This window comes from Nocardioides marmoraquaticus, from assembly GCF_054777915.1.
Map to the genome: position 1 here is coordinate 118,725 of NZ_BAAHAA010000009.1, position 19,230 is coordinate 137,954.

General features: G+C 71.1%; 22 protein-coding genes, 1 tRNA gene and 1 pseudogene. 7 read left to right on the forward strand and 17 right to left on the reverse strand.

Going from position 1 to position 19,230, the window contains the following annotated elements; all coding sequences use genetic code 11:
• Window positions 1-29: 29 nt before the first annotated feature.
• The 3 genes from ACYU8I_RS09305 (at window position 30) to ACYU8I_RS09315 (ending at window position 2,855) form a co-directional block, all read left to right on the forward strand.
• Window positions 30-503, forward strand: coding sequence for a hypothetical protein (locus ACYU8I_RS09305; RefSeq protein ID WP_460839867.1), 474 nt, complete (start codon window positions 30-32; stop codon window positions 501-503).
• A gap of 325 nt (window positions 504-828) precedes the next feature.
• The gene (locus ACYU8I_RS09310) at window positions 829-2,358 is read left to right on the forward strand and encodes a GNAT family N-acetyltransferase (RefSeq protein WP_460839870.1); all 1,530 of its coding nucleotides are present in this window, start codon (window positions 829-831) and stop codon (window positions 2,356-2,358) included.
• Window positions 2,355-2,855, forward strand: a complete 501-nt coding sequence (locus tag ACYU8I_RS09315; protein ID WP_460839872.1) for an ASCH domain-containing protein — start codon at window positions 2,355-2,357, stop codon at window positions 2,853-2,855. Before ACYU8I_RS09310 ends, ACYU8I_RS09315 begins: the two co-directional genes overlap by 4 nt.
• 174 nt (window positions 2,856-3,029) lie before the next feature.
• Here the strand turns inward: ACYU8I_RS09315 and ACYU8I_RS09320 are convergent, their stop codons facing one another.
• The gene (locus tag ACYU8I_RS09320; protein ID WP_460839874.1) at window positions 3,030-3,272 is read right to left on the reverse strand and encodes a hypothetical protein; all 243 of its coding nucleotides are present in this window, start codon (window positions 3,270-3,272) and stop codon (window positions 3,030-3,032) included.
• Window positions 3,273-3,697: 425 nt separating this feature from the next.
• Here ACYU8I_RS09320 and ACYU8I_RS09325 point away from each other — a divergent pair, with 425 nt between their 5' ends.
• The 4 genes from ACYU8I_RS09325 (at window position 3,698) to ACYU8I_RS09340 (ending at window position 5,489) form a co-directional block, all read left to right on the forward strand.
• Entirely contained in the window at window positions 3,698-4,159 is a 462-nt protein-coding gene (locus tag ACYU8I_RS09325) for a hypothetical protein (RefSeq protein WP_460839876.1), read from the forward strand.
• Between the two features lie 252 nt (window positions 4,160-4,411).
• A complete protein-coding gene (locus ACYU8I_RS09330) occupies window positions 4,412-4,597 on the forward strand; it encodes a hypothetical protein (protein WP_460839878.1) in 186 nt (61 codons plus the stop codon).
• A 202-nt stretch (window positions 4,598-4,799) separates the two neighbouring features.
• Window positions 4,800-4,967, forward strand: a complete 168-nt coding sequence (locus tag ACYU8I_RS09335) for a hypothetical protein (RefSeq protein ID WP_460839881.1) — start codon at window positions 4,800-4,802, stop codon at window positions 4,965-4,967.
• A gap of 417 nt (window positions 4,968-5,384) precedes the next feature.
• Window positions 5,385-5,489: a hypothetical protein gene (locus ACYU8I_RS09340; protein WP_460839924.1), complete on the forward strand. Its 105-nt coding sequence runs from the start codon at window positions 5,385-5,387 to the stop codon at window positions 5,487-5,489.
• Here the strand turns inward: ACYU8I_RS09340 and ACYU8I_RS09345 are convergent.
• From ACYU8I_RS09345 to ald, 16 genes and pseudogenes are all read right to left on the reverse strand, one after another.
• Window positions 5,469-6,581 (reverse strand): annotated as a pseudogene (locus ACYU8I_RS09345) (tyrosine-type recombinase/integrase). The gene ACYU8I_RS09340 and the pseudogene ACYU8I_RS09345 sit on opposite strands and share 21 nt — an antisense overlap.
• Before the next feature lie 162 nt (window positions 6,582-6,743).
• A tRNA-Pro gene (locus tag ACYU8I_RS09350) sits at window positions 6,744-6,817 on the reverse strand.
• A gap of 319 nt (window positions 6,818-7,136) precedes the next feature.
• A complete protein-coding gene (locus tag ACYU8I_RS09355; RefSeq protein ID WP_460839883.1) occupies window positions 7,137-7,430 on the reverse strand; it encodes a DUF1905 domain-containing protein in 294 nt (97 codons plus the stop codon).
• A gap of 93 nt (window positions 7,431-7,523) precedes the next feature.
• Window positions 7,524-8,876, reverse strand: coding sequence for a ribosome biogenesis GTPase Der (gene der, locus ACYU8I_RS09360; RefSeq protein WP_460839885.1), 1,353 nt, complete (start codon window positions 8,874-8,876; stop codon window positions 7,524-7,526).
• Complete coding sequence (locus ACYU8I_RS09365; protein WP_460839887.1) at window positions 8,869-9,597, reverse strand: lysophospholipid acyltransferase family protein; 729 nt, start codon at window positions 9,595-9,597, stop codon at window positions 8,869-8,871. The genes der and ACYU8I_RS09365 overlap by 8 nt, the downstream gene beginning before the upstream one ends.
• Window positions 9,594-10,277 (reverse strand): (d)CMP kinase, encoded by a 684-nt coding sequence (cmk, locus tag ACYU8I_RS09370; protein ID WP_460839889.1) that lies wholly within the window; start codon window positions 10,275-10,277, stop codon window positions 9,594-9,596. Before cmk ends, ACYU8I_RS09365 begins: the two co-directional genes overlap by 4 nt.
• 45 nt (window positions 10,278-10,322) lie before the next feature.
• Window positions 10,323-11,396: a prephenate dehydrogenase gene (locus ACYU8I_RS09375; protein ID WP_460839891.1), complete on the reverse strand. Its 1,074-nt coding sequence runs from the start codon at window positions 11,394-11,396 to the stop codon at window positions 10,323-10,325.
• Window positions 11,393-11,776: a chorismate mutase gene (gene aroH / locus ACYU8I_RS09380; protein ID WP_460839892.1), complete on the reverse strand. Its 384-nt coding sequence runs from the start codon at window positions 11,774-11,776 to the stop codon at window positions 11,393-11,395. Before aroH ends, ACYU8I_RS09375 begins: the two co-directional genes overlap by 4 nt.
• Window positions 11,777-11,828: 52 nt before the next feature.
• Window positions 11,829-12,599: a pseudouridine synthase gene (locus ACYU8I_RS09385; RefSeq protein WP_460839894.1), complete on the reverse strand. Its 771-nt coding sequence runs from the start codon at window positions 12,597-12,599 to the stop codon at window positions 11,829-11,831.
• The gene (scpB, locus tag ACYU8I_RS09390) at window positions 12,596-13,279 is read right to left on the reverse strand and encodes an SMC-Scp complex subunit ScpB (RefSeq protein WP_460839896.1); all 684 of its coding nucleotides are present in this window, start codon (window positions 13,277-13,279) and stop codon (window positions 12,596-12,598) included. Before scpB ends, ACYU8I_RS09385 begins: the two co-directional genes overlap by 4 nt.
• Entirely contained in the window at window positions 13,276-14,130 is an 855-nt protein-coding gene (locus ACYU8I_RS09395; RefSeq protein WP_460839928.1) for a segregation and condensation protein A, read from the reverse strand. The genes scpB and ACYU8I_RS09395 overlap by 4 nt, the downstream gene beginning before the upstream one ends.
• 76 nt (window positions 14,131-14,206) lie before the next feature.
• On the reverse strand, window positions 14,207-14,584 hold the full coding sequence (locus ACYU8I_RS09400; protein ID WP_460839898.1) for a hypothetical protein: 378 nt from the start codon (window positions 14,582-14,584) through the stop codon (window positions 14,207-14,209).
• A complete protein-coding gene (locus tag ACYU8I_RS09405) occupies window positions 14,569-15,525 on the reverse strand; it encodes a ParA family protein (RefSeq protein ID WP_460839930.1) in 957 nt (318 codons plus the stop codon). Before ACYU8I_RS09405 ends, ACYU8I_RS09400 begins: the two co-directional genes overlap by 16 nt.
• Before the next feature lie 486 nt (window positions 15,526-16,011).
• Window positions 16,012-16,989 (reverse strand): ribose-phosphate diphosphokinase, encoded by a 978-nt coding sequence (locus ACYU8I_RS09410; protein ID WP_460839900.1) that lies wholly within the window; start codon window positions 16,987-16,989, stop codon window positions 16,012-16,014.
• 61 nt (window positions 16,990-17,050) lie between these two features.
• A complete protein-coding gene (locus ACYU8I_RS09415; RefSeq protein ID WP_460839932.1) occupies window positions 17,051-17,983 on the reverse strand; it encodes a site-specific tyrosine recombinase XerD in 933 nt (310 codons plus the stop codon).
• 53 nt (window positions 17,984-18,036) lie between these two features.
• The gene (ald, locus tag ACYU8I_RS09420; protein WP_460839902.1) at window positions 18,037-19,158 is read right to left on the reverse strand and encodes an alanine dehydrogenase; all 1,122 of its coding nucleotides are present in this window, start codon (window positions 19,156-19,158) and stop codon (window positions 18,037-18,039) included.
• Window positions 19,159-19,230: the final 72 nt, after the last annotated feature.

Here is a 19,230-nt window from a genome sequence, read left to right on the forward strand (position 1 = left end):
CCGGCTGCACCGCCGACGACAATCGCGCTGTGACCAATGACGGCACGACCACTGATGGTGATCCCGAGAGCGCCAGCCACGCGAACTACCTCTTCGAAATTGGAAGGACGACGCTGGCGGCGGCGCAGCTGACAACCATCTGCTTCGATCTCGCCCGCATTTTGGGCGGCGTCACCGACTCGGTCATGTTCGACGACCCCCTGGGCGGACTACAGCGCGGACTCGAGGGCTTGGACACGAAGCGTTTTCCTGAGCTGTCCGATTTTCTGTCGGCGCTCGACTCCGCACGCCGACACCGAAACGATGTACTTCACGCCTTCCTCGTGCGCGACGGGCTGTTTCGCCGAACTGCTCGCGGCGGGTACGACCGGGCCTTCTACTCCGTCCAAGACCTCCGCTTCGCGACAGAGCAAATCGAGGACGCTAGCCGATTGGGAAATCGCGTCCTCTACGCGAACGGCGGGGAACTGGTCCGTGCTTGGCGCCAGCACGTGGATCCGTAACCCGCGCCCTTCCGCCGCGATCCGGCCGTGCGCTACGTCGGCGAGGGACTGCGCCCATCCTTCGGGAGGCGGCCGGTCACGTTGCTGGAGGCCCGCCCGAGCGATCTAGGCGATAGATCTTGTGGATCGCAGACGCTCCCTGAACTGCCCCGCATTCGCTCGTGTCCTGCTGAACGTTCGGTCTACGACCGAAGTGATGCGTTCGGCCGGAGTGAATTCGACATGTTGACGACGGGCGCCGAGTTCGAGTCGAGCTGAAAGGGTTGTGCGCTTGTGCCCCCTACGCTCCGTGATACTCGCTACCGTCGGTGCGGGAGGGAAATTCATGTCCACTGCGGCTGCGGCAACGTCGATGAAGGCCACGACCCTCGCGAGCACACAGTTGTGCGTTCTAATCGACTCAAACATCTTCATCGCGCTTGAGGACCACTCAAACGTCGACGACGCGACGAACGGCCCCGAGGCAGCCGAATTGGTCCGTCTGATCCAGCAAATCCGGTACGGCGTCCTGCTCAGCCACGGCACCCGCATGGACCTGCTCCAGGTCAAGGACGGAGACCTGCACGCTCGCCGCCAGCGAGCGCTCGACCGGTACATCGTGATGAATCCGGTGCCGGCCGACGGCGTTCTGCGCCAGGTTTTCCCGAGGCGGCTGAACAGTAACGACGAGGCCGACCTAGAGGTGCTGAGCAGCTTCGCCACCGGCCGCGCTGGCTGGCTGGTCACGGAGGATAAGAAGCTGCGTGCTCGCGCGACCCGCGCCGGCCTGGAGAACGTGCTATCGCTCGCAGACGCGCTAGACATGTTCTCGGCGCTCGCTGGCGAGCCGGCGCTGCTAACGGCTCCGGACGCGCAGCACGTGAAGGCGTACGAGGTGCCGCTGACCGCGGAAGTGTTCGACGGGCTGCGTGATGACTACCCGGACTTCGCCGCATGGTGGCGCGCGAAGGTCGTGGCTCCTGAGCGGCCTGTGATCGTGCTTGGGGAAGCGGCTGCGCCAGCCGGAATGGCGGTTTTGAAAGACGAGACGGAGCAGGCGTACGGGCTTCCCAACCGGGTGTTGAAGTTGTGCACTTTCAAAGTCGCCGAGTCCCATCAAGGTGTGAAACGTGGCGAGGCGCTTCTGAAGGCCTGCATCGAACACGCCCGTGCCGAGGGCCACCACACCGCCTACGTCGAAGTGCTGCCCGACAAGATCGAGCTGATTGAGTGGCTCGGGTTGTTCGGGTTCACCGTGCTAAAAGGCGCCCGGGCGCCGAACGGGCAGGTGGTCCTCGTCAAGCGGCTCGCGCCGGCCGAGGATGCGCCCGAGCTCGACCCGTTGAAGTACGCGGTTGCGTACGGGCCGGGCAATCTGTACGTGGAGCGAGCGCATGTCGTCCCAATCCAGGGCCGCTACCACCAGCTGCTGTTCCCCGACGCGGATACTGCCCGCCAAGACGCGGCCATCCTCGGCGGTGCGGTCGGCTGCGGGAACGCGATCCGCAAGGCGTACCTGTGCCACGCACCCAGCAGGAAAGTACGGCCGGGGCACGGCCTCGTCTTCACAAAAACAAGGGACGGGGACGCCAGAATCACCGCTGTGGGCGTTGTGGAGCAGGTACTGCGCAGTTCAGACCCGGCGGAACTCGCCGCTGCGGTCGGAACGCGCACCGTCTACTCCCAATACGACATCGAGGCGATGTGCCGTCGAGGAGAGGTACTCGCGCTCTCATTTCGTCACGACCAGTCGCTTGACAATCCGATCGCGATTCGCGAGGCGGTCGCAGCCGGCGTCTTGACCCGCACCCCGCAGTCGATCGCAGAGCTTTCCCCGGAAGGACTGCAATGGCTACTGCCGAACCTGGCCGCGTGACCGCCGGCCCGACCTCGAACTCCGCTGTGAGCGCAGGCACAGTTGGTCGGGTCGTGCTGATGTCCATCCATCCGCAATACGCGCAAGCCATCCTTGACGGCACCAAGCAGGTCGAGTTTCGCAAGCGGCCCGTCGCCGACGACGTCACTCACGTCCTCGTGTACGCGACCGCTCCCGTGTCCGCCGTCATCGGCGCATTCACCGTTACCGGCCAAGACGTCGAGCATCCGAAGACGTTGTGGCGCAGGTTCAAGAAGATCGCCGGCATCTCAGAGGACGGGTTCTTCACCTACTACGACGGACGCGTCTCCGGGACCGGCATCCGTGTCGGTGACCGGCTCGCGCCCGCGGAACCGTTGCCGTTAACCGACACATTCGGGGTGGCGCGCCCCCCGCAGAGTTACCAGTACCTGACCGGCGACATCGTCGAGGACGTGCTTTCCGAGATGGCGTTCATTGGCTCAGCTAACACCGCGGCTGACGGCCGCCGAGGCTGAGCACAGCACGGGACCTTCTTGCGGGGCCGCAGGTTCGACGTGCGTCAATCCGCCGCCTATGGGATGCCGCCTCCTCTGCCGAGAACAAGCAGGGCTGGCTGAAGAAGCGAGCAGTTCTCGCTCCGCCCCAAGGCTCGGCTAGCGGTCGTACCGTCCCGCCGGCCGCAGTTCGCTCTAGTGCGCCCACCCCGACCACTTGCGCCTGGTGTCGAGATACCACTCGCCCCACGCCGACCATCCGTCCGGGCCATAGCGCTGCGGGTCGTACCACGAGCGGTAGGCCCAGATCGAGAGCGAACCGGGGCACCACTTTGGAACGCCGTCGATGCGGATGAGCATCTGACAGGGCGTGGCGGGCCGGCGATGGCGGTAGTCCGGCCGATCGGGCTCAGTGCCGGGGTCGTAGCGGTCGGCCATGGGCTCCAGTGTTCAGCGACGGTCTGACAGTCTCAGCCTGTGCATCGGCCCGTGCGGTCGGGGTCGTGATCGGCGCCCTTCGGGCATTCGATCGGACATCGATGTCTCGGTGCGGTGGTCATCGCAGGATTCCCGCACGCTGCGCTCAGAGACGCGTGTAGCTGGCGCTCGACGATCGCAAATCCGCGAAGCTGGGTCCCACAGAAAGGTCAGGGCGTCAGGGCGTGCCTGCTCCCCGAACGTGTAGACGCTGGCCGGCCTCTGGTACGCACCGCAGGCGGATGCAGTAGGCGCCGGGGACCTTCAGTGACGCAAGTCCCAGGGCGGCCGCTTCCTAGGCACGTGCCCAGCCTTCGTCGCAGGGCTCCGAGGGAGCGTGTGGATAGGCCCGCAATCGCGGCGCGAGCCCATATAGCCTCGCGAACATGAGCGAAGATCTGCTCAGCGCCGCCGAGGCCGCCGAGCTCCTCGGCATCAGCGAATCGGGCACATTCAAGCTGCTGAACCGCGCTGTGCTGACGCGTGTTGCGAACGGACGCGGGGGCCAGGGTCACGTGGGAGTCGTTTCCCGCGCTGAGGTCGAGCGTGTTGCTGCGCAACGCGCCCGGGCCGCAGCCGAGCACGAGGCGAGGATGGATGCCCGCCGCCAACCCAAGCCGCCAAGAACGCCTGACTATCAACACGAGTGGCTGACGCCGGATGACGCCGGCGCGATGATCGGCCTGACTGGCCAGGCCATCCGCAAGCGGTGTCACAAGGGCACGATCCCCCACCGCAAGGTCGGCGCGTTCTACTGGATACGCGCTGACCACGCACGCCTTGCAGCGCATGTGCGAGCAACCGACGGCCCCGACAACATGGCAATAGCCCTCGACGGGCTCGACTGACGTAACTGGGCGGCGCGCCGAGAAGGAAACCTTCGACGACGCTCGTGGCAAACAGACTACGAGCGCAAGGTTGTGAGAGACGGTCTTGATGCCCTCCCCCGCGTGCAGCAGCGTCGACGCGTACCAGTCGGTGCCGAGACTTAACTGGACGGTTCGGGCGTGAGACGTGCGGCGGGGCCATAATCTCACCGGATGTCGCCAAACTGGGTCATGGTCGGCGCATTCGCGCTGTGGGCGCTACTAGGAGTGCCGATGATCAAGTACGCCGACCAGATCGCTGCAATGCAGCGGAAGGCCCTGAGTGAGCGCGTGCACCGCAAGTTTGACGCACCCGGCAGCCCGCTCGGCGGGCGCTTCGTGCGTGCCTTCGGATTCTTCTGGATCGGGGCATGCCTTCTCGCCGCCCTGGCCGGGCTGGTCGCGGGCGACTCGTTCTAGACGACTCGCGCCAGCGTCATGTTTCCGTGTTTGAGTCGCACGGCTGGTTAGTGCACAGCCAGACCTCGTAGGGGCGTTATGTGACGGATGCTGGCAGAGCCCAGCCTGCCCCCCATGGCGTTCCTGGCATTGGTCGCCTCATCGTCCATTGCGACCACGCTGTATTGGCGCGTAGGAATCTCCCGTAACCGACGATAGGACAGTGTTGGTGGAGGTGGGCGGGGCCGTGGTCGACGGGCCCCACGTCGGTGCTGCCTGGTGGGCGCTCGATGTGATCGAGCGAGCCGAGGACGACCCGGGGCTGCGGTCCGAGGACGTGACCGAGGTCAGGGCGCTGGCATGGGAGGCGGTGGCGCTCGCGACCCGCTGAATGCACGCGGAGTCCACGAGACGGCCCGATTTGACGACACGGGCCGCCAGCAGACCACACAACAACACGGCCTGTGACCTGGGAAGACGGCACGCAACGACACTGCTCAACACTCCCCGGGGTCGGGGACGCTCAACTACAACGTCTGACACCTCCGCGAGCGGGCTGCGCAGCTCAGTCGCGGCTGCTAACACAGCCGCGTGATCGCTCGGCCTCTCTCACACGACCTTGGTTGTCATGGGATACGCCAGGAACCACCAAGCGACAGACCATCGGGCTGCAGCCAAGGCATCCTGGGGTGAATTGCCACAGCAACCTGCCTCTGCGGAGACACCTGTGACGACAGCGGCACCGCTCCTGGTGTCGCAGGACGAGGCCGCCCGACAGCTCGGCGTCGAGCGGACCACGATCTGGCGGATGTGCTGTCGCGGCGACCTCGACCGAGTGCACATCGGTCGGCGATCGCTCGTGACTCGTGCCTCCATCGAGGCCTACATCGCCTCACAGCTTCAGCGCATCTGAGACTGCACTGGCCGCTGCTCGAGCGGCGTCGTCAGTGACATGCCCGTAGACGTCGGCGGTGATCGCGATCGAGGAATGGCCCAAATTCCTCGAGACGACGTGTAGCGGGACGCCCGCGAGTAGGGCAGTTGTCGCGTACGTATGACGCAGCGTGTGCACTCCCATTGGCGGCAGCTCGGTCTTCTCGCGTACGAGCTGGACCGTTCGGAGCAGATTGCGCGGGTCGGCCGGGGCGCCGAGCTCGGTGGTGAAGACGAACCCGGTCTCGGCCCAGTAGTTGGTTGCCTTGAGTCGCTCGGCGGCTTGGGCAGCCCGATGCGCCTTGAGCAATGCGACGACGGCCGGGCTGAGCGCCACAACGCGACGTGAATGCTTCGTCTTCGGCCGTCACACGACGAGCCGCCCGCCGCTGCGGACCAGGCTGCCGACGATGCGGGCCTCACTGCGTTCGAGGTCCACCTCGGACCAGGTCAGCGCGAGCGCCTCCCCCCGCCGCACCCCGGTACCGAGGATGAACCGCAGGACGTCGCGGTACCGCAGACCCCGAGATGCCTCGAGAAGTCGAGCCACCTGGGCGGGGGTGAGGCTGACCGCTTCAGTGTGGTCGGCGCTTGGCCGTTTGACCCGCACGGCCGGGTTGAGCGCGAGCAAACTGTTGGCAACTGCGTCGTCCAGCGCAGCGCGGAGCGCGGCGTAAGCGTTACGCCGCGTGCTGGCGGACTTGCCCGCCTGCTCCATCGAGAGCAGGACGCGGGCGATGTCGGTCGGCCGCAGCTGAGCAAGCGTGACGTGACCGATGACGGGATCAACGTGGCGCGCCAGCAAGCCGGCGTACATCTGCTTGGTGGACGGCGCGCGGTCGCTAGCGCGCAGAAACGTGTCCCGCCACTCATGTAGCCATGCGCTCAGCGGCTGGTTGTCGTCTCGGACGGGTCCCCCAGCTGCGACCCGGGCCTGCGCGGCCTCGGCCTTCGCGCGGGCTTCGGCCTGAGTGCGGCCGTAGAAGTACGCGCGCTTGCGTGTGCCGTCGGGCTGCTCCACGCGGATGTTGACGACGTATCGCCCGTCGGGTCGTTTGGTGCGTCGTGCCATGTGGTCCTCCGATGTCGTACTCACCGAAGGCCTGGGAGCCAGTGGCTGCGATCAAAACGAACGCAGCCCTTTGGCGGTCAAGTTGGCGGTCAAACCACAAACCGCAGGTCGGAGGCGATCACCGACTTGCGGTGACACTGCCTCTGACCTGCGGTTTCTCGGTCGGGCTGACAGGATTTGAACCTGCGACCCCTTGACCCCCAGTCAAGTGCGCTACCAAGCTGCGCCACAGCCCGATGGCCCGTCAGCCGTGCTGGCGTCCGAGCCTCCGGAAGGTTACCGCAGGGGGTCGGCAGCACCCCAATCGGGCTCGCCGGCGTGCAGGAGGGTCGACCGCACGCCTCGTGTCGGGGACCCGCCGGACCACAGCCACGGCGGCTGGGCACTGGTCGGCCGATGACGGACAGCTCTCCCCCGGGCCACCTGTGCGAGGCGTGCGGCGCACCGCTGCAGTGGTTCGTCGCGCGCCAGCCGTCGGAGACACCCACCCACGGCCACGAGCGGCGGTGCGCCAACGAGCGGTGCGCGCGGTGGGGACCAGCCGGCGGGCGACGACTAGGTGTGGTCGTCGAGCCAGAGGGTCACGTGCACCTCGTCACCGAGCGCGAGCCCCTCGCTGCGGCGTACGGCGTCCTTGAGCGGCAGCCAGTAGCCGCCCTGGCGCGGCCACATCGCGGTGGTGAAGGCGGTCTGCCCGACCCGGCCGCGCACCGGCACCATGCCCCAGCCGTACGACAGCCGGCCCGCCTCCTCGCGGACGTCGGCCGCAGCGTCGTCCGGCAGCACCAGGAAGTGGTACGGCGCGGGCCCGCGCCACTCCACCACCTCGCCGCTGACCTCGAGCTCCACGCCGTGCACCGTACGCCGCCCCGGGCGCCGGACGTCATGCGTCGCGGTCGCCGGGACAGCCAGGACGCATGACGTCCGGTGCCGCAGCCAGGCTCAGCGCTTGCGCTTCTCCCGCGGTCGCTGCGAGATGTGCAGCGGCGTGCCGGCGAAGCCGTAGTCCTCGCGCAGCCGGCGCTCGACGTAGCGCAGGTAGCCGTCGTCGAGCTTGCCGGAGGTGAACAGCACGAAGGTCGGCGGCGAGACCTGGGTCTGGGTGCCGAACAGGATCTTGGGCTGCTTGCCCGAGCGCACGGGGTGGGGGTGCTCGGCGACCAGGCGGCCGAGGAAGTTGTTGAGCTGACCGGTGCCGACGCGGGTCTCCCAGCCCTCGAGCGCCTTGTCGAGCGCCGGTACGAGCCGGTCGACGTGCCAGCCGGTGCGCGCGGTGACGTTGATGCGGGGCGCCCAGCCGACCTGCACGAGGTCGCGCTCGATCTCGCGGTCGAGGTAGTAGCGGCGCTCCTCGTCGACGAGGTCCCACTTGTTGAACGCGATGACCAGCGCGCGGCCCGACTCGCGCACGACCTGGATCAGCCGGAGGTCCTGGTCGGAGATCGACTGCGAACCGTCGATGACCAGCACGACGACCTCGGCGCGCTCGATCGCGGTCTCGGTGCGCAGCGAGGCGTAGTACTCGTGGCCCGACGCCTGCTTGACGCGCTTGCGGATGCCGGCGGTGTCGATGAAGCGCCAGGTGCGCCCGCCCAGCTCGACGAGCTCGTCGACCGGGTCGACGGTGGTGCCCGACGCGTCGTCGACGACGGCGCGCTCCTCGCCCGCGAGCCGGTTCAGCAGCGACGACTTGCCGACGTTGGGCCGCCCGGCGATCGCGATGCGCCGCGGACCGCCGACCTCGCCGAAGGCCTCCTCGGGTGCCTCCGGCAGCGCCGCCAGGATGGCGTCGAGCATGTCGCCCGACCCGCGGCCGTGCAGGGCGGAGACGGGCATCGGCTCGCCGAGGCCGAGGTTCCACAGCCCGTAGGCCTCGGCCTCCGCGCGCTCGTCGTCGACCTTGTTGGCCGCCAGCACCACGGGCTTCTTCGACGCGCGCAGGATGCGCACCACGGCCTCGTCGGCGTCGGTGATGCCGACGCCGGCGTCGACGACGAACAGCACGGCGTCGGCGGCAGCGACGGCCACCTCGGCCTGGGCCGCGATGCGCTCGGCGAGGCCGCGGGCGTCGGGGTCCCAGCCGCCGGTGTCGACGACGGTGAAGGCGCGGCCGTTCCAGACCGCGTCGTACGACACCCGGTCGCGCGTCACGCCGGGACGGTCCTCCACCACGGCCTCGCGGCGGCCGATGATGCGGTTGACCAGCGTCGACTTGCCGACGTTGGGCCGGCCGACCACGGCGAGCACGGGCGTGCGGACGTCGGCGCCGCCGGGCTCGGGGGTCATGTCAGTCATGGGTGGTGCTCTCCTCGGGAGTCGTGGGGTCCGGCCCGAGCGGGCCGGGGAGCCGCAGGCCGGTGGTGCGCTCGGCCTCGCGGACCGTCGCGACCACCGCCCGGGTCACCTGGTCGTGGGCGGCGCGCACCTGGGCCTGGGTGCGGGGCCAGTCGTGGCGCCCCAGGTCGAGCGGTGCGCCGTACGTCATCGCGATGCGGGCGCCCCGCGGCGGGAGCGCGTCGGCCCCGCCACCGGGCTCGCGGGTGCCCAGGAAGGCCACCGGCACCACGGGGGCGCCGCTGACCAGCGCGAGGTACGCCGCTCCGGCTCGCGACGACGCCATGTCACCGGCGCCGCGCAGGCCCTCGGGGAACACCCCGACCACACCACCTTGTTCCAGGCAGGTCAGCGCGGTGCGGACCGACCGGGTGTCGACCCGGTCACGGTCGAGCGGGATCTGGCCGGCGGCGAGCAGGAAGCCGCCCAGCCGGCCGGCGAACATCTCGACCTTGGTCCACGCGTGCACCGGCCGCGGCGCGCAGATCGCGAGGAGCGGCCCGTCGAGCCAGCCGACGTGGTTGGCGGCGAGCACCAGCGGGCCCGTGCGCGGCACCCGCTCGGCGTGGTGCTGCTCCACGCGCCACCGCGAGCGCACCAGCCGCTGCGCCGTCGGCCGGGCACGGACGAGCAGCGTCGTACGTGGTGGCTCGCTCGTGCGCTCCAGCGTCGGCGTGGTCACGAGGGTGCGTCGGCCGCCGCCCGCACGAGCCCGACGACCTGGTCGACGACCTCCTCGAGCGTGAACGGCGTGGTGTCGAGGTGCACGGCGCCGTCGGGCTGCACGGCCGGGGCCGTGGCCCGGCCGGAGTCGATCGCGTCGCGGCGCAGCAGGCTGGCCCGGGTCGCCTCGACGTCGCCCGCGCCGTTCTCGGCCGTACGCCGCTGGGCCCGGGCCGCGGGGTCGGCGGTGAGGTAGAGCTTGAGCGTCGCGTCGGGCGCGACGACCGAGCCGATGTCGCGACCCTCGACCACGATGCCGGCGGCCTCGGTGACGGCCGACTCGATGGCCTCACGCTGCTCGCGCAGCAGCCGCACCCGCACGGCGGGCACCGCGGCGACCTCGCTGACGTGGTCGGTGACCTGCTGCGAGCGGATCCGCTCGGCGACGTCGGTGCCGTCGACGGTGATGGTCGGCGCCTGCGGGTCGGTGCCGGAGGCGAGCGCCGGCTCCTCCGCCCGGGCGGCGACGGCGTCAGGATCGGCGGTGTCGACGCCGGCGTCGAGCATCCAGGCGGTGACGGCGCGGAACTGGGCGCCGGTGTCGAGGTAGCGCAGCCCCAGCCGGGTCGCGACGCCCCGCGCCGTGCTCGACTTCCCGGAGCCCGAGGGCCCGTCCACCGCCACCACGAGCCTGCTCACCGCGTTGCTCCTCACCTGCTGCTGGGCTGCTGCCGACCCCGCAGCCTACCGGTGGGTCGTCCAGTCGCGGGCCTCGAGCGCCTCGCGCAGGCCGGCGGCGGCGTCCTCGCGCACGAGCAGCTCGAGCAGGCCGACCGGTCGGGCGGGGTCGTGGTCGATGCGGAGGTCCTCGACGTTGACCCCGATCTCGCCGACGTCGCCGAAGAGCCGGGCGAGCTCGCCCGGGTGGTCGGGCACGGCGACGTACACCGACGCGGTGGGCAGGGGCGGCCCGCCGTGCTTGCCCGGGATCGCCCGGGTGCCGTCGACCCCGCGGGTCAGGATGCCGACCAGGCCGTCGTCGTCGGCGGTGTCGACGGCGGTGACGAGCCGGTCGAGCTCGGCCTGCACCTCGCGGAGCAGCTGCGTCACCGCGCCGCGGTTGGCCCCGAGGATCTGCCGCCACAGCGCCGGGTCGCCGCCGGCCACCCGGGTCACGTCGCGCACGCCCTGGCCCGAGAGCGCCAGGTGGCCCGCGTCGGCTCCGGCCAGCCGACCGGCGGTCAGCACCGCGAGCAGGTGGGGCACGTGCGAGACCCGCGCGACCGCGAGGTCGTGCTGGTCGGGCGAGAGCCGCACCGGCTCGGCCCCGCACAGCCGCGCCAGCGCCGTCACCAGCTCGACGGCCCGGGGGTCGGCCCCGTCGGCGGGGGTCACCGCCCACGGCCGGCCGTCGAAGAGCGCCGCCGACGCCGCCAGCGGACCGGACCGCTCGCTGCCCGCCATCGGGTGGCTGCCGACGTACGACGCCAGGCGCGGCGGCGCCATCGCCCGGAGTCGCTCGAGCGGCTCGCCCTTGACGCTGCCGACGTCGGTGACCGCTCCCCCGCGGCGCAGCGCCTGGGCGACGATGTCGGCGATCGCGCGCGGCGGCACCGCGACGACGGTGAGCTCGGCCGCGCCGTCGGCGGGAGCGGGAGCCCCGGCACCGAGACCGCTGGCCGTGCGGACGTGCTCGGGGCTGGCGTCGCTCAGCCACACCTCGAGGCCGGCGCGGCGGGCGGCGAGACCGACCGAGGTGCCGAGCAGGCCGGTGCCGACGACGTGCACCGGACCGGTCAGACCAGGGGTCGCGCTCACGCGTCGGGCACCGCGCGCACGCGGTTGAGGTCACGGCGCAGCGCGGCTGCGCCATGGAGGTAGACGTGGGTGACGTCCTCGCGGGTCATGTGGGTCTCGACGTGGGCCATCAGCCGCACCACCCGCGGCATCGAGCCCTCGATCTCGAGCTCGCGCGCACAGATCAACGGCACGTCGTCGAAGCCGAGCTGGCGCGCGGCGTACGCCGGGAACTCCGAGGTGAGGTCGGAGGTGGCGGTGAAGATGATGCTGACGAAGTCGTGCACCTCGAGGTCGTTGACCTCCATGACGGTGCGGACCATCTCGGCCACCCGGTCGAGCATGTGCTCGCGGGTGTCGCTGTCGAGCTGCGTGGCCCCGCGGACTGCGCGCACGTGCACCTGCTCCTCCTCGCCCTCGGTCCGACGCCCGAGCGTACCGGGCTCGTGGCGCTCAGAGCCCGCCCGCCTCCAGCAGGGAGCCGAGCTCGTCCTGGCTCAGCTCGCGCATCTCGCCGCGGCGCAGCTGGCGCAGCACCACCGGGCCGATGGCGGTGCGGGTCAACCGCCGCACCGGGTGCCCGACGTGCTCGAGCAGGCGTCGCACGATGCGGTTGCGTCCCTCGTGGATCACCAGCTCGACGACGGCACGGTCGTGCTCGGGCGAGCGCGTGACGACCTTGACCCGCTCCACGGTGACGCCCCCGTCGTCGAGGGTGACGCCGTCGCGCAGCCGCTGCAGCACCGCCTTGTCGGGCACGCCGTCGACCTCGGCGACGTAGGTCTTGGCCACCTCGTACGACGGGTGCGCCAGGCGCTGGGCGAAGTCGCCGTCGTTGGTGAGCAGGATGAGGCCGTCGGTGTCGGTGTCGAGCCGTCCGACGTGGAACAGGCGCTCGGGCCGGGCAGGACGAGCAGCGGCGACCAGGTCGCCGAGGGAGCGCCGGCCCTCCGGGTCGGACATCGTCGACACGACACCGCGGGGCTTGTTGAGCACGAGGTAGACGTGGTCGCTGACCGGCGGCAGCCGGCGCCCGTCGACCTTGACCACGGCGGTGCGCGGGTCGACCTTGGTGCCGAGCCGGGTCACCACCTCGCCGTCGACCTCGACGAGCCCGTCGAGCATCAGCTCCTCGCACTTGCGTCGGCTCGCGACGCCGGACTGGGCGAGCAGCTTCTGCAGCCGGACGAGACCCTCGTCGTCGACCTCGATCTCGCGACTCACTCCCCCGCCCCGGCGTCGTCGGCGCTCTCACCGCGCTGCTGCGGCAGCGCGGTCTCGCGCACGTGCTCCTGCTCGACCTCGTCGAGCTCGGGCAGGAACGGCGCGAGCTCGGGCAGCTCGTCGAGCGAGGTGACGCCGATGCGCTCGAGGAAGTACGTCGTGGTGCGGTAGAGGTGGGCGCCGCTCTCGACGTCGGTGCCGGCCTCCTCGACCAGCCCGCGCGTCAGCAGCGTGCGCATCACCCCGTCGACGTTGACGCCGCGCACCGCGCTGACGCGGCTGCGGCTGACCGGCTGCTGGTAGGCCACCACCGCGAGCGTCTCGAGCGCCGCCTGGGTGAGCCGCGCCTGCTGGCCCTCGAGCACGAACGCCTCCACGACCGGGGCCACCTCCTCGCGGGTGTAGTAGCGCCACCCGCCGGCGACGTCACGCAGCTCGAAGCCGCGACCGTCGGCGTCGTACTCGCCCACCAGCGCGGCCAGCGCCTGCTCGACCTCGGGCACCGGGTGCCGCGTGGCGCTCGCCAGCGTCGCCACGTCGAGCGGCTGGTCGGCCACCATCAGCAGCGCCTCCAGCGCCGGCCGCAGCGGCGCGAGCGGCACGTCCTCGCCGGTCGAGCCCACCTCGCTGGTCGAGCCCACCTCGCTGGTCGAGCCTGTCGAGACCACCGTCTCCGTCATGCGTCCTCCTCTGCGGGAGCCGGGCCCGTGGCGGCCTCGGGGCTCCCGTCGAACTCGTCCTCGATCTCGACCTCGGTGTCGCCGGCGCCGGTCCACCGCACGCTCAGCTCGCCCAGCGCCGTGGCCTGGTCGAAGGCCACCACGCCCTCGCGGAAGAGCTCGAGCAGCGCCAGGAACCGCGCCACCCGCGTCAACGTGTCGGGGGCGTCGGCCGTGAGCGCCCGGAAGGTCAGGGTGCCACCGGCACGCAGCCGCGCCTGCACGTGGCCCGCCTGCTCCCGCACGCTGACCGCCGGGGCGTGGATGTGGTGCAGCACCAGCTCGGGCTCCGGCTTGGGCGCCAGCGCCGTGGCCGCCAGCCCGGCGAACTCCTCCAGCCCCAGCCCGATCAGCACGTCGGGCAGCAGCGTCGCGAAGCGCTCCTCCAGCCCCACGGCTCGGGGGTGACGGCGCTCCTCGTCTGCCATCCGCCGCTCGAGCACGCCCGCGACCTGCTTGTAGGCCTGGTACTGCAGCAACCGCGCGAACAGCAGGTCACGCGCCTCCAGCAGCGCGAGGTCCTCCTCGTCCTCCACCTCCGCCTGCGGCAGCAGCCGCGCCGCCTTGAGGTCGAGCAGGGTGGAGGCGACCACGAGGAACGACGTCGTCTGCTCGAGGTCCCACACGTCGCCCGCCGCCTTGATGTGGGCGATGAACTCGTCGGTGACCTTCGACAGCGACACCTCGGTCACGTCGAGCTTGTGCTTGCCGATCAGCGTCAGCAGCAGGTCGAACGGCCCCTCGAAGTTGTCGAGCCGCACCGCGAACGGCGCCCGCGCTGCTCCCCCGCTGGTCGAGCCTGTCGAGACCACGTCGTGCTCGGCGCCCGAGCCCGTCGAGATCTCGGCCTCGTGGGTCGAGCCCGTCGAGACCACCGCGGTCACGAGGTCACCGCAGGCGCAGACGGCGCACGAGGTCGCTGTCCTCGCCGTGCTCGTCGAGGTCGGCGAGCGCCATGGCGACGGCCGCGCGGACGATCCGGCCGCGGTCGACCGCCAGGCCCGTGTCACGCCGCAGCGACAACCGGGCGTGCTCGAGGTCGAGCAGCTCGTCGGCGGTGACGTAGACCGTCATCTTCTCGTCGTGGCGCACCCGCCCGCTGGCGCGCCGGCCGCGCGAGGCGTCGTCGTCGGGCTCCTCCGGCACCGCCGCGACCTGTGCGCGCCGCTGCTGCGGCGTCGGCGTGGTCGCCTCGTCCGCGCGGCCCGTCGGCGCGCTGGGACGGAAGAGGTCGTCAGCGGCCGGCAGGCTCACGCGTCGGGGCACCGGACGAGCACCTCCCGGGCGAGCTGACGGTAGGACTCAGCGGCCGGCGTGCCGCCGGCGTACGACGTGATCGGCTCGCCGGCCACGGTCGAGTCGCTGAACTTCACGGTGCGACGGATGACGGTGTGGAAGACCTTGTCGCCCCACGCCTCGACGAGCCGCTCCATCACCTCGCGGCCGTGCAGGGTGCGGCCGTCGAACATCGTGCCGAGCACGCCGTCGACCTCCAGGCGTGGGTTGAGCCGCTCGCGCACCTTGTCGATGGTGGTCTTGAGCAGCGCGACGCCGCGCAGCGCGAAGTACTCGCACTCCAGCGGCACCACGACGCCGTCGGAGGCCGTCAGCGCGTTGACCGTGAGCAGGCCGAGGGAGGGCTGGCAGTCGATGAGGATGACGTCGTACTGCGAGAGCGCCGGGGCGAGCACCCGCTGCAGGGTCTGCTCGCGGGCGACCTCGTGCACCAGCTGCACCTCGGCGGCCGACAGGTCGATGTTGGAGGGCAGCAGGTCCATGCCCGGCACGCCGCTCGGCACGACGACCTCGTCGAGGGTGACGTCGCGCTGCATCAGCAGGTTGTAGACCGTGAGGTCCATGGTGTGGGGGTTCATGCCGAGGCCCACCGACAGCGAGCCCTGCGGGTCGAAGTCGACGAGCAGCACCTTGCGGCCGTACTCGGCCAGCGACGCCCCGAGGTTGATGGTGGTCGTGGTCTTGCCGACCCCACCCTTCTGGTTGCACATCGAGATGACGCGCGCCGGCAGCCGCTCGCCGCTCTCCGACGTACGCCGCGGGCCCGGGACGGGCAGGTCGGGCATCGGCCGGCCCGTGGGACCCACGACCACCTCGGGGGCCGGCTCGGGGCTGCGGGCCTGGAAGGGCAGCACCGGTGCGTCGTACGTCGGCTGCTGCGCCACCACGGGTCGCATCGACGGGTGCACCATCGGCGGCATCGAGGTGGCCGAGGTGCCTCCGAGGTCGTGACGGTCGGGACCGCTCATGTGCTGCTCTCCTCCTGGCGAGGCTTCCCCACCCCACCCGTCGGCGCCGACCCCGGACCTTCCCCGCCCGGGACTACATGTCGACATTCGGTTGTCCGACCCATCGTGGTCCCGTCGAGCCCTCCAGCCCGGTAGCGACCCGCCGCGAGTCGTGGTCCGGGGCGTCTGCGGGAGGGTCTCTCCGCGCGGAGAGACCCTGGTGCGCGGTGCCCCCGCGGGACCGGTGGATCCTCACGACCCCCCGAGGGCCCGATCGCGCGGGTCCCGCCGACCGTCGGCACCTGTGCTGGTCCTGGCACACGTGGGTCCCGGCGGCGTGCGGGCCGCCGACTGGTCGGCCTCGTTCTGACTGGATCGGCCTTGATCAAGGCCGATCCAGTCAGAAGTCCCCGGTTCACCGGGGACTTCTCACCGGCCGGGCGGGACAGCTCAGCCGAACAGCTTCGGCTGCGGCGGGCCGAGGGAGGGGTCGACGCCGTCGAAGAGGCTGGAGATCGACTCGCCGGCGTGGACGCGGGCGATGGCCTCGGCGAAGAGCCCTGCCACGGAGCGGACCTCCAGCTCGGGCCAGTCGACGGGCGGAGGGACGGTGTCGGTGGTGACGACCTCGGTGATCATCGGGTGGGTGCGCAGCCGCTCGACGGCCTTGCCGACGAAGAGCCCGTGGGTGCAGGCGACGGAGGCGGAGACGCAGCCCGCCTCGGCGAGCTTGTCGAGCAGCTCGACGATGGAGCCGCCGGTCGCGATCTCGTCGTCGATGACGATGGCGCGCCGCCCGGCGACGTCGCCGACGATGGAGTCGATCACCACACGGTCGTCGGCGACGCGACGCTTGGAGCCCGCGGCGACCGGCAGGCCGAGCAGCCGGGCGAACTGCCCGGCGCTCTTGGCGTTGCCGAGGTCGGGCGAGACCACGATCGCGTCGGACAGGTCGCCGTCGAGGTAGTGCTCGGCCAGCACGCCGAGCGCGGTCAGCTGGTCGACGGGCACCGAGAAGAAGCCGTGCACCTGCGGGGCGTGCAGCGTCATGGTGATGACCCGGTGCACCCCGGCGGCGGCCATCATGTCGGCGACCAGTCGCCCGCCGAGCGAGATCCGCGAGGCGTCCTTCTTGTCGGAGCGGGCGTAGGCGTAGTGGGGCACGACCGCGCTGATCGAGGCCGCGCTCGCGCCCCGGGCGGCGTCGATCATCAGCAGCAGCTCCATCAGGTGCTCCTGCGTCGGCGGCACCAGCGGCTGCACGACGTAGACGTCGCGCTGGCGCACGTTGGTCTGCAGCTGCGCCTGCAGGCAGTCGTTGCTGAACCGCGTCATCTCGACCGACGACAGCTCGACGCCGAGGTCGGAGCAGATGCCGCGGGCCAGCCCCCGGTGGGCGCTGCCGCTGAAGACGACGATCTCGCGCACAGGTGCTCCTCGGCCGGGCTGCGGGACGCCCGCCACCCTAGGCGCGAGAGCGCCCGACCGGCTAGCCCAGCGCGCGCGGGTGGGCGGCGGCGTACACCTCGCGCAGGCTGTCGACGGTCACCAGCGTGTAGACCTGCGTCGTGGTGACCGAGGCGTGTCCCAGCAGCTCCTGCACCGTGCGTACGTCGACCCCGCCGTCGAGCAGGTGCGTGGCGAACGAGTGCCGCAGCGTGTGGGGACTGATCTCGGCGGTGATGCCGGCCCGGTCGGCAGTCTTGACGATCACCGCCCAGGCGCTCTGCCGCGACAGCCGGCCTCCGCGGGCGTTGAGGAACAGCGCGCCTCGCGAGCCCGCTCCGGAGGCCGCCAGCGCCGGCCGGGCCCGCACCAGGTAGTCGCGGACGGCGGCTCGGGCGTAGCTGCCGATCGGCACCACCCGCTCCTTCGAGCCCTTGCCGCGCAGCAGCACCGTGTGGTCGACCGGGTCGTCGGAGTCGAGCTCGACGTCGTCGACGTCGAGCCCGATGGCCTCGCTGATGCGCGCACCGGTGCCGTAGAGCACCTCGAGCAGGGCGCGGTCGCGCAGCGCGAGCGGGGTGCCGGGGGCCGAGGCGGCGTCGAGCAGCTGCTCGACCGTGGCCAGCGGCACCGCCTTCGGCAGCCGCTTGGCCGGCGCCGGCGGCTTGACGCCCGCCGACGGGTCGGTCGTGGCGAGCCCGTCGGCCAGGGCGAAGCGGTGGAAGCCGCGTACGGCGACCACCGTGCGGCCGGCCGAGCTCGCGCTGAGCGGCGCGTGGTCGGCGTCGCCCTCGCGCAGCGCCACCAGGAAGTCGGTCACGACCCGCTCGGTCACCTCGTCGAGGGAGGTGACGCCGCGCGCACCGAGGTGCTCGAGGTAGCGCCGCAGGTCGCGGCGGTAGGAGGTGACGGAGTTCTCCGCCAGTCCCCGCTCGACCACGAGGTGGTCGAGATAGGTGCGCACGGCGCGCACCAGCGGCGACGGACCCCGAGTGCCACCCGGGCCCCCCGCGCCCTCCTGGTCATCGCTCACGACCCGGCAAGCACCTCGTCGAGCGTGACGCTCTCCATGCCGTGGGCCTCGGCGACGGGGGCGTTGGTGACCCGGCCCTGCCAGGTGTTGAGGCCGAGCGCGAGCGAGCGGTCGTCGCGGCACGCCTGCTGCCACCCCTTGTCCGCCAGCGCCACGGTGTAGGGCAGCGTCGCGTTGGTCAGGGCGTACGTCGAGGTGTTGGGCACGGCGCCGGGCATGTTGGCGACGCAGTAGAAGACCGACTGGTGCACCTCGAAGGTGGGATCGGCGTGGGTGGTGGGCCGGGTGTCCTCGAAGCACCCACCCTGGTCGACGGCGATGTCGACGAGCACCGAGCCCGGCTTCATCCGCGAGACCAGGTCGTTGCTGACCAGCTTGGGCGCCTTGGCACCGGGGATGAGCACCGCGCCGATGACCATGTCGGCCTCCGTCACCTGCTGCTCGATCGCCAGCTTGGACGACGCCAGGCCGCGCACCCGGTTGTCGTAGCGCCAGAACGACATCCGCAGCTTGTCGAGGTCGGTGTCGAGCAGCGTGACGTCGGCCCCCATGCCGAGCGCGATGTTGGCGGCGTTCTGCCCCGAGACGCCCGCGCCGATGACGACGACCTTGGCGTTGGCGACGCCGCCGACGCCCCCGAGCAGCACGCCGCGCCCGCCCTGGGCCCTCATCAGCGAGTGGGCGCCGACCTGCGGGGCCAGGCAGCCTGCGACCTCTGACATCGGGTAGAGCAGCGGCAGCGAGCCCGACGGCAGCTGCACCGTCTCGTAGGCGATGCCGGTGGTGCCGCGGTCGACCAGCTCCTGGGTGAGCGGCTGGTCGGCGGCGAGGTGGAGGTAGGTGAACAGGGTCAGGTCGTCGCGCAGCCGGTGGTACTCCTCGGCCACCGGCTCCTTGACCTTGAGGACCATCTCGGCGCCGCCCCAGACGTCGTCGGCGGAGTCGATGAGCGTGGCGCCGGCGGCGCGGTAGTCGTCGTCGGGGACCTGCGAGCCCTCGCCCGCCCCGGACTGCACCGTGACCTCGTGGCCGTGGGCCACCAGCTCGTGGACGCCGATCGGGGTGATGGCGACGCGGTACTCGTGGTTCTTGACTTCCTTGGGCACACCGATGCGCAACGTGGGCTCCTCCCTAGAGTGCTCGGGAGTCTATGCCCGGCCACCGACCGACCCGGGCCGACGGGTCGGCGA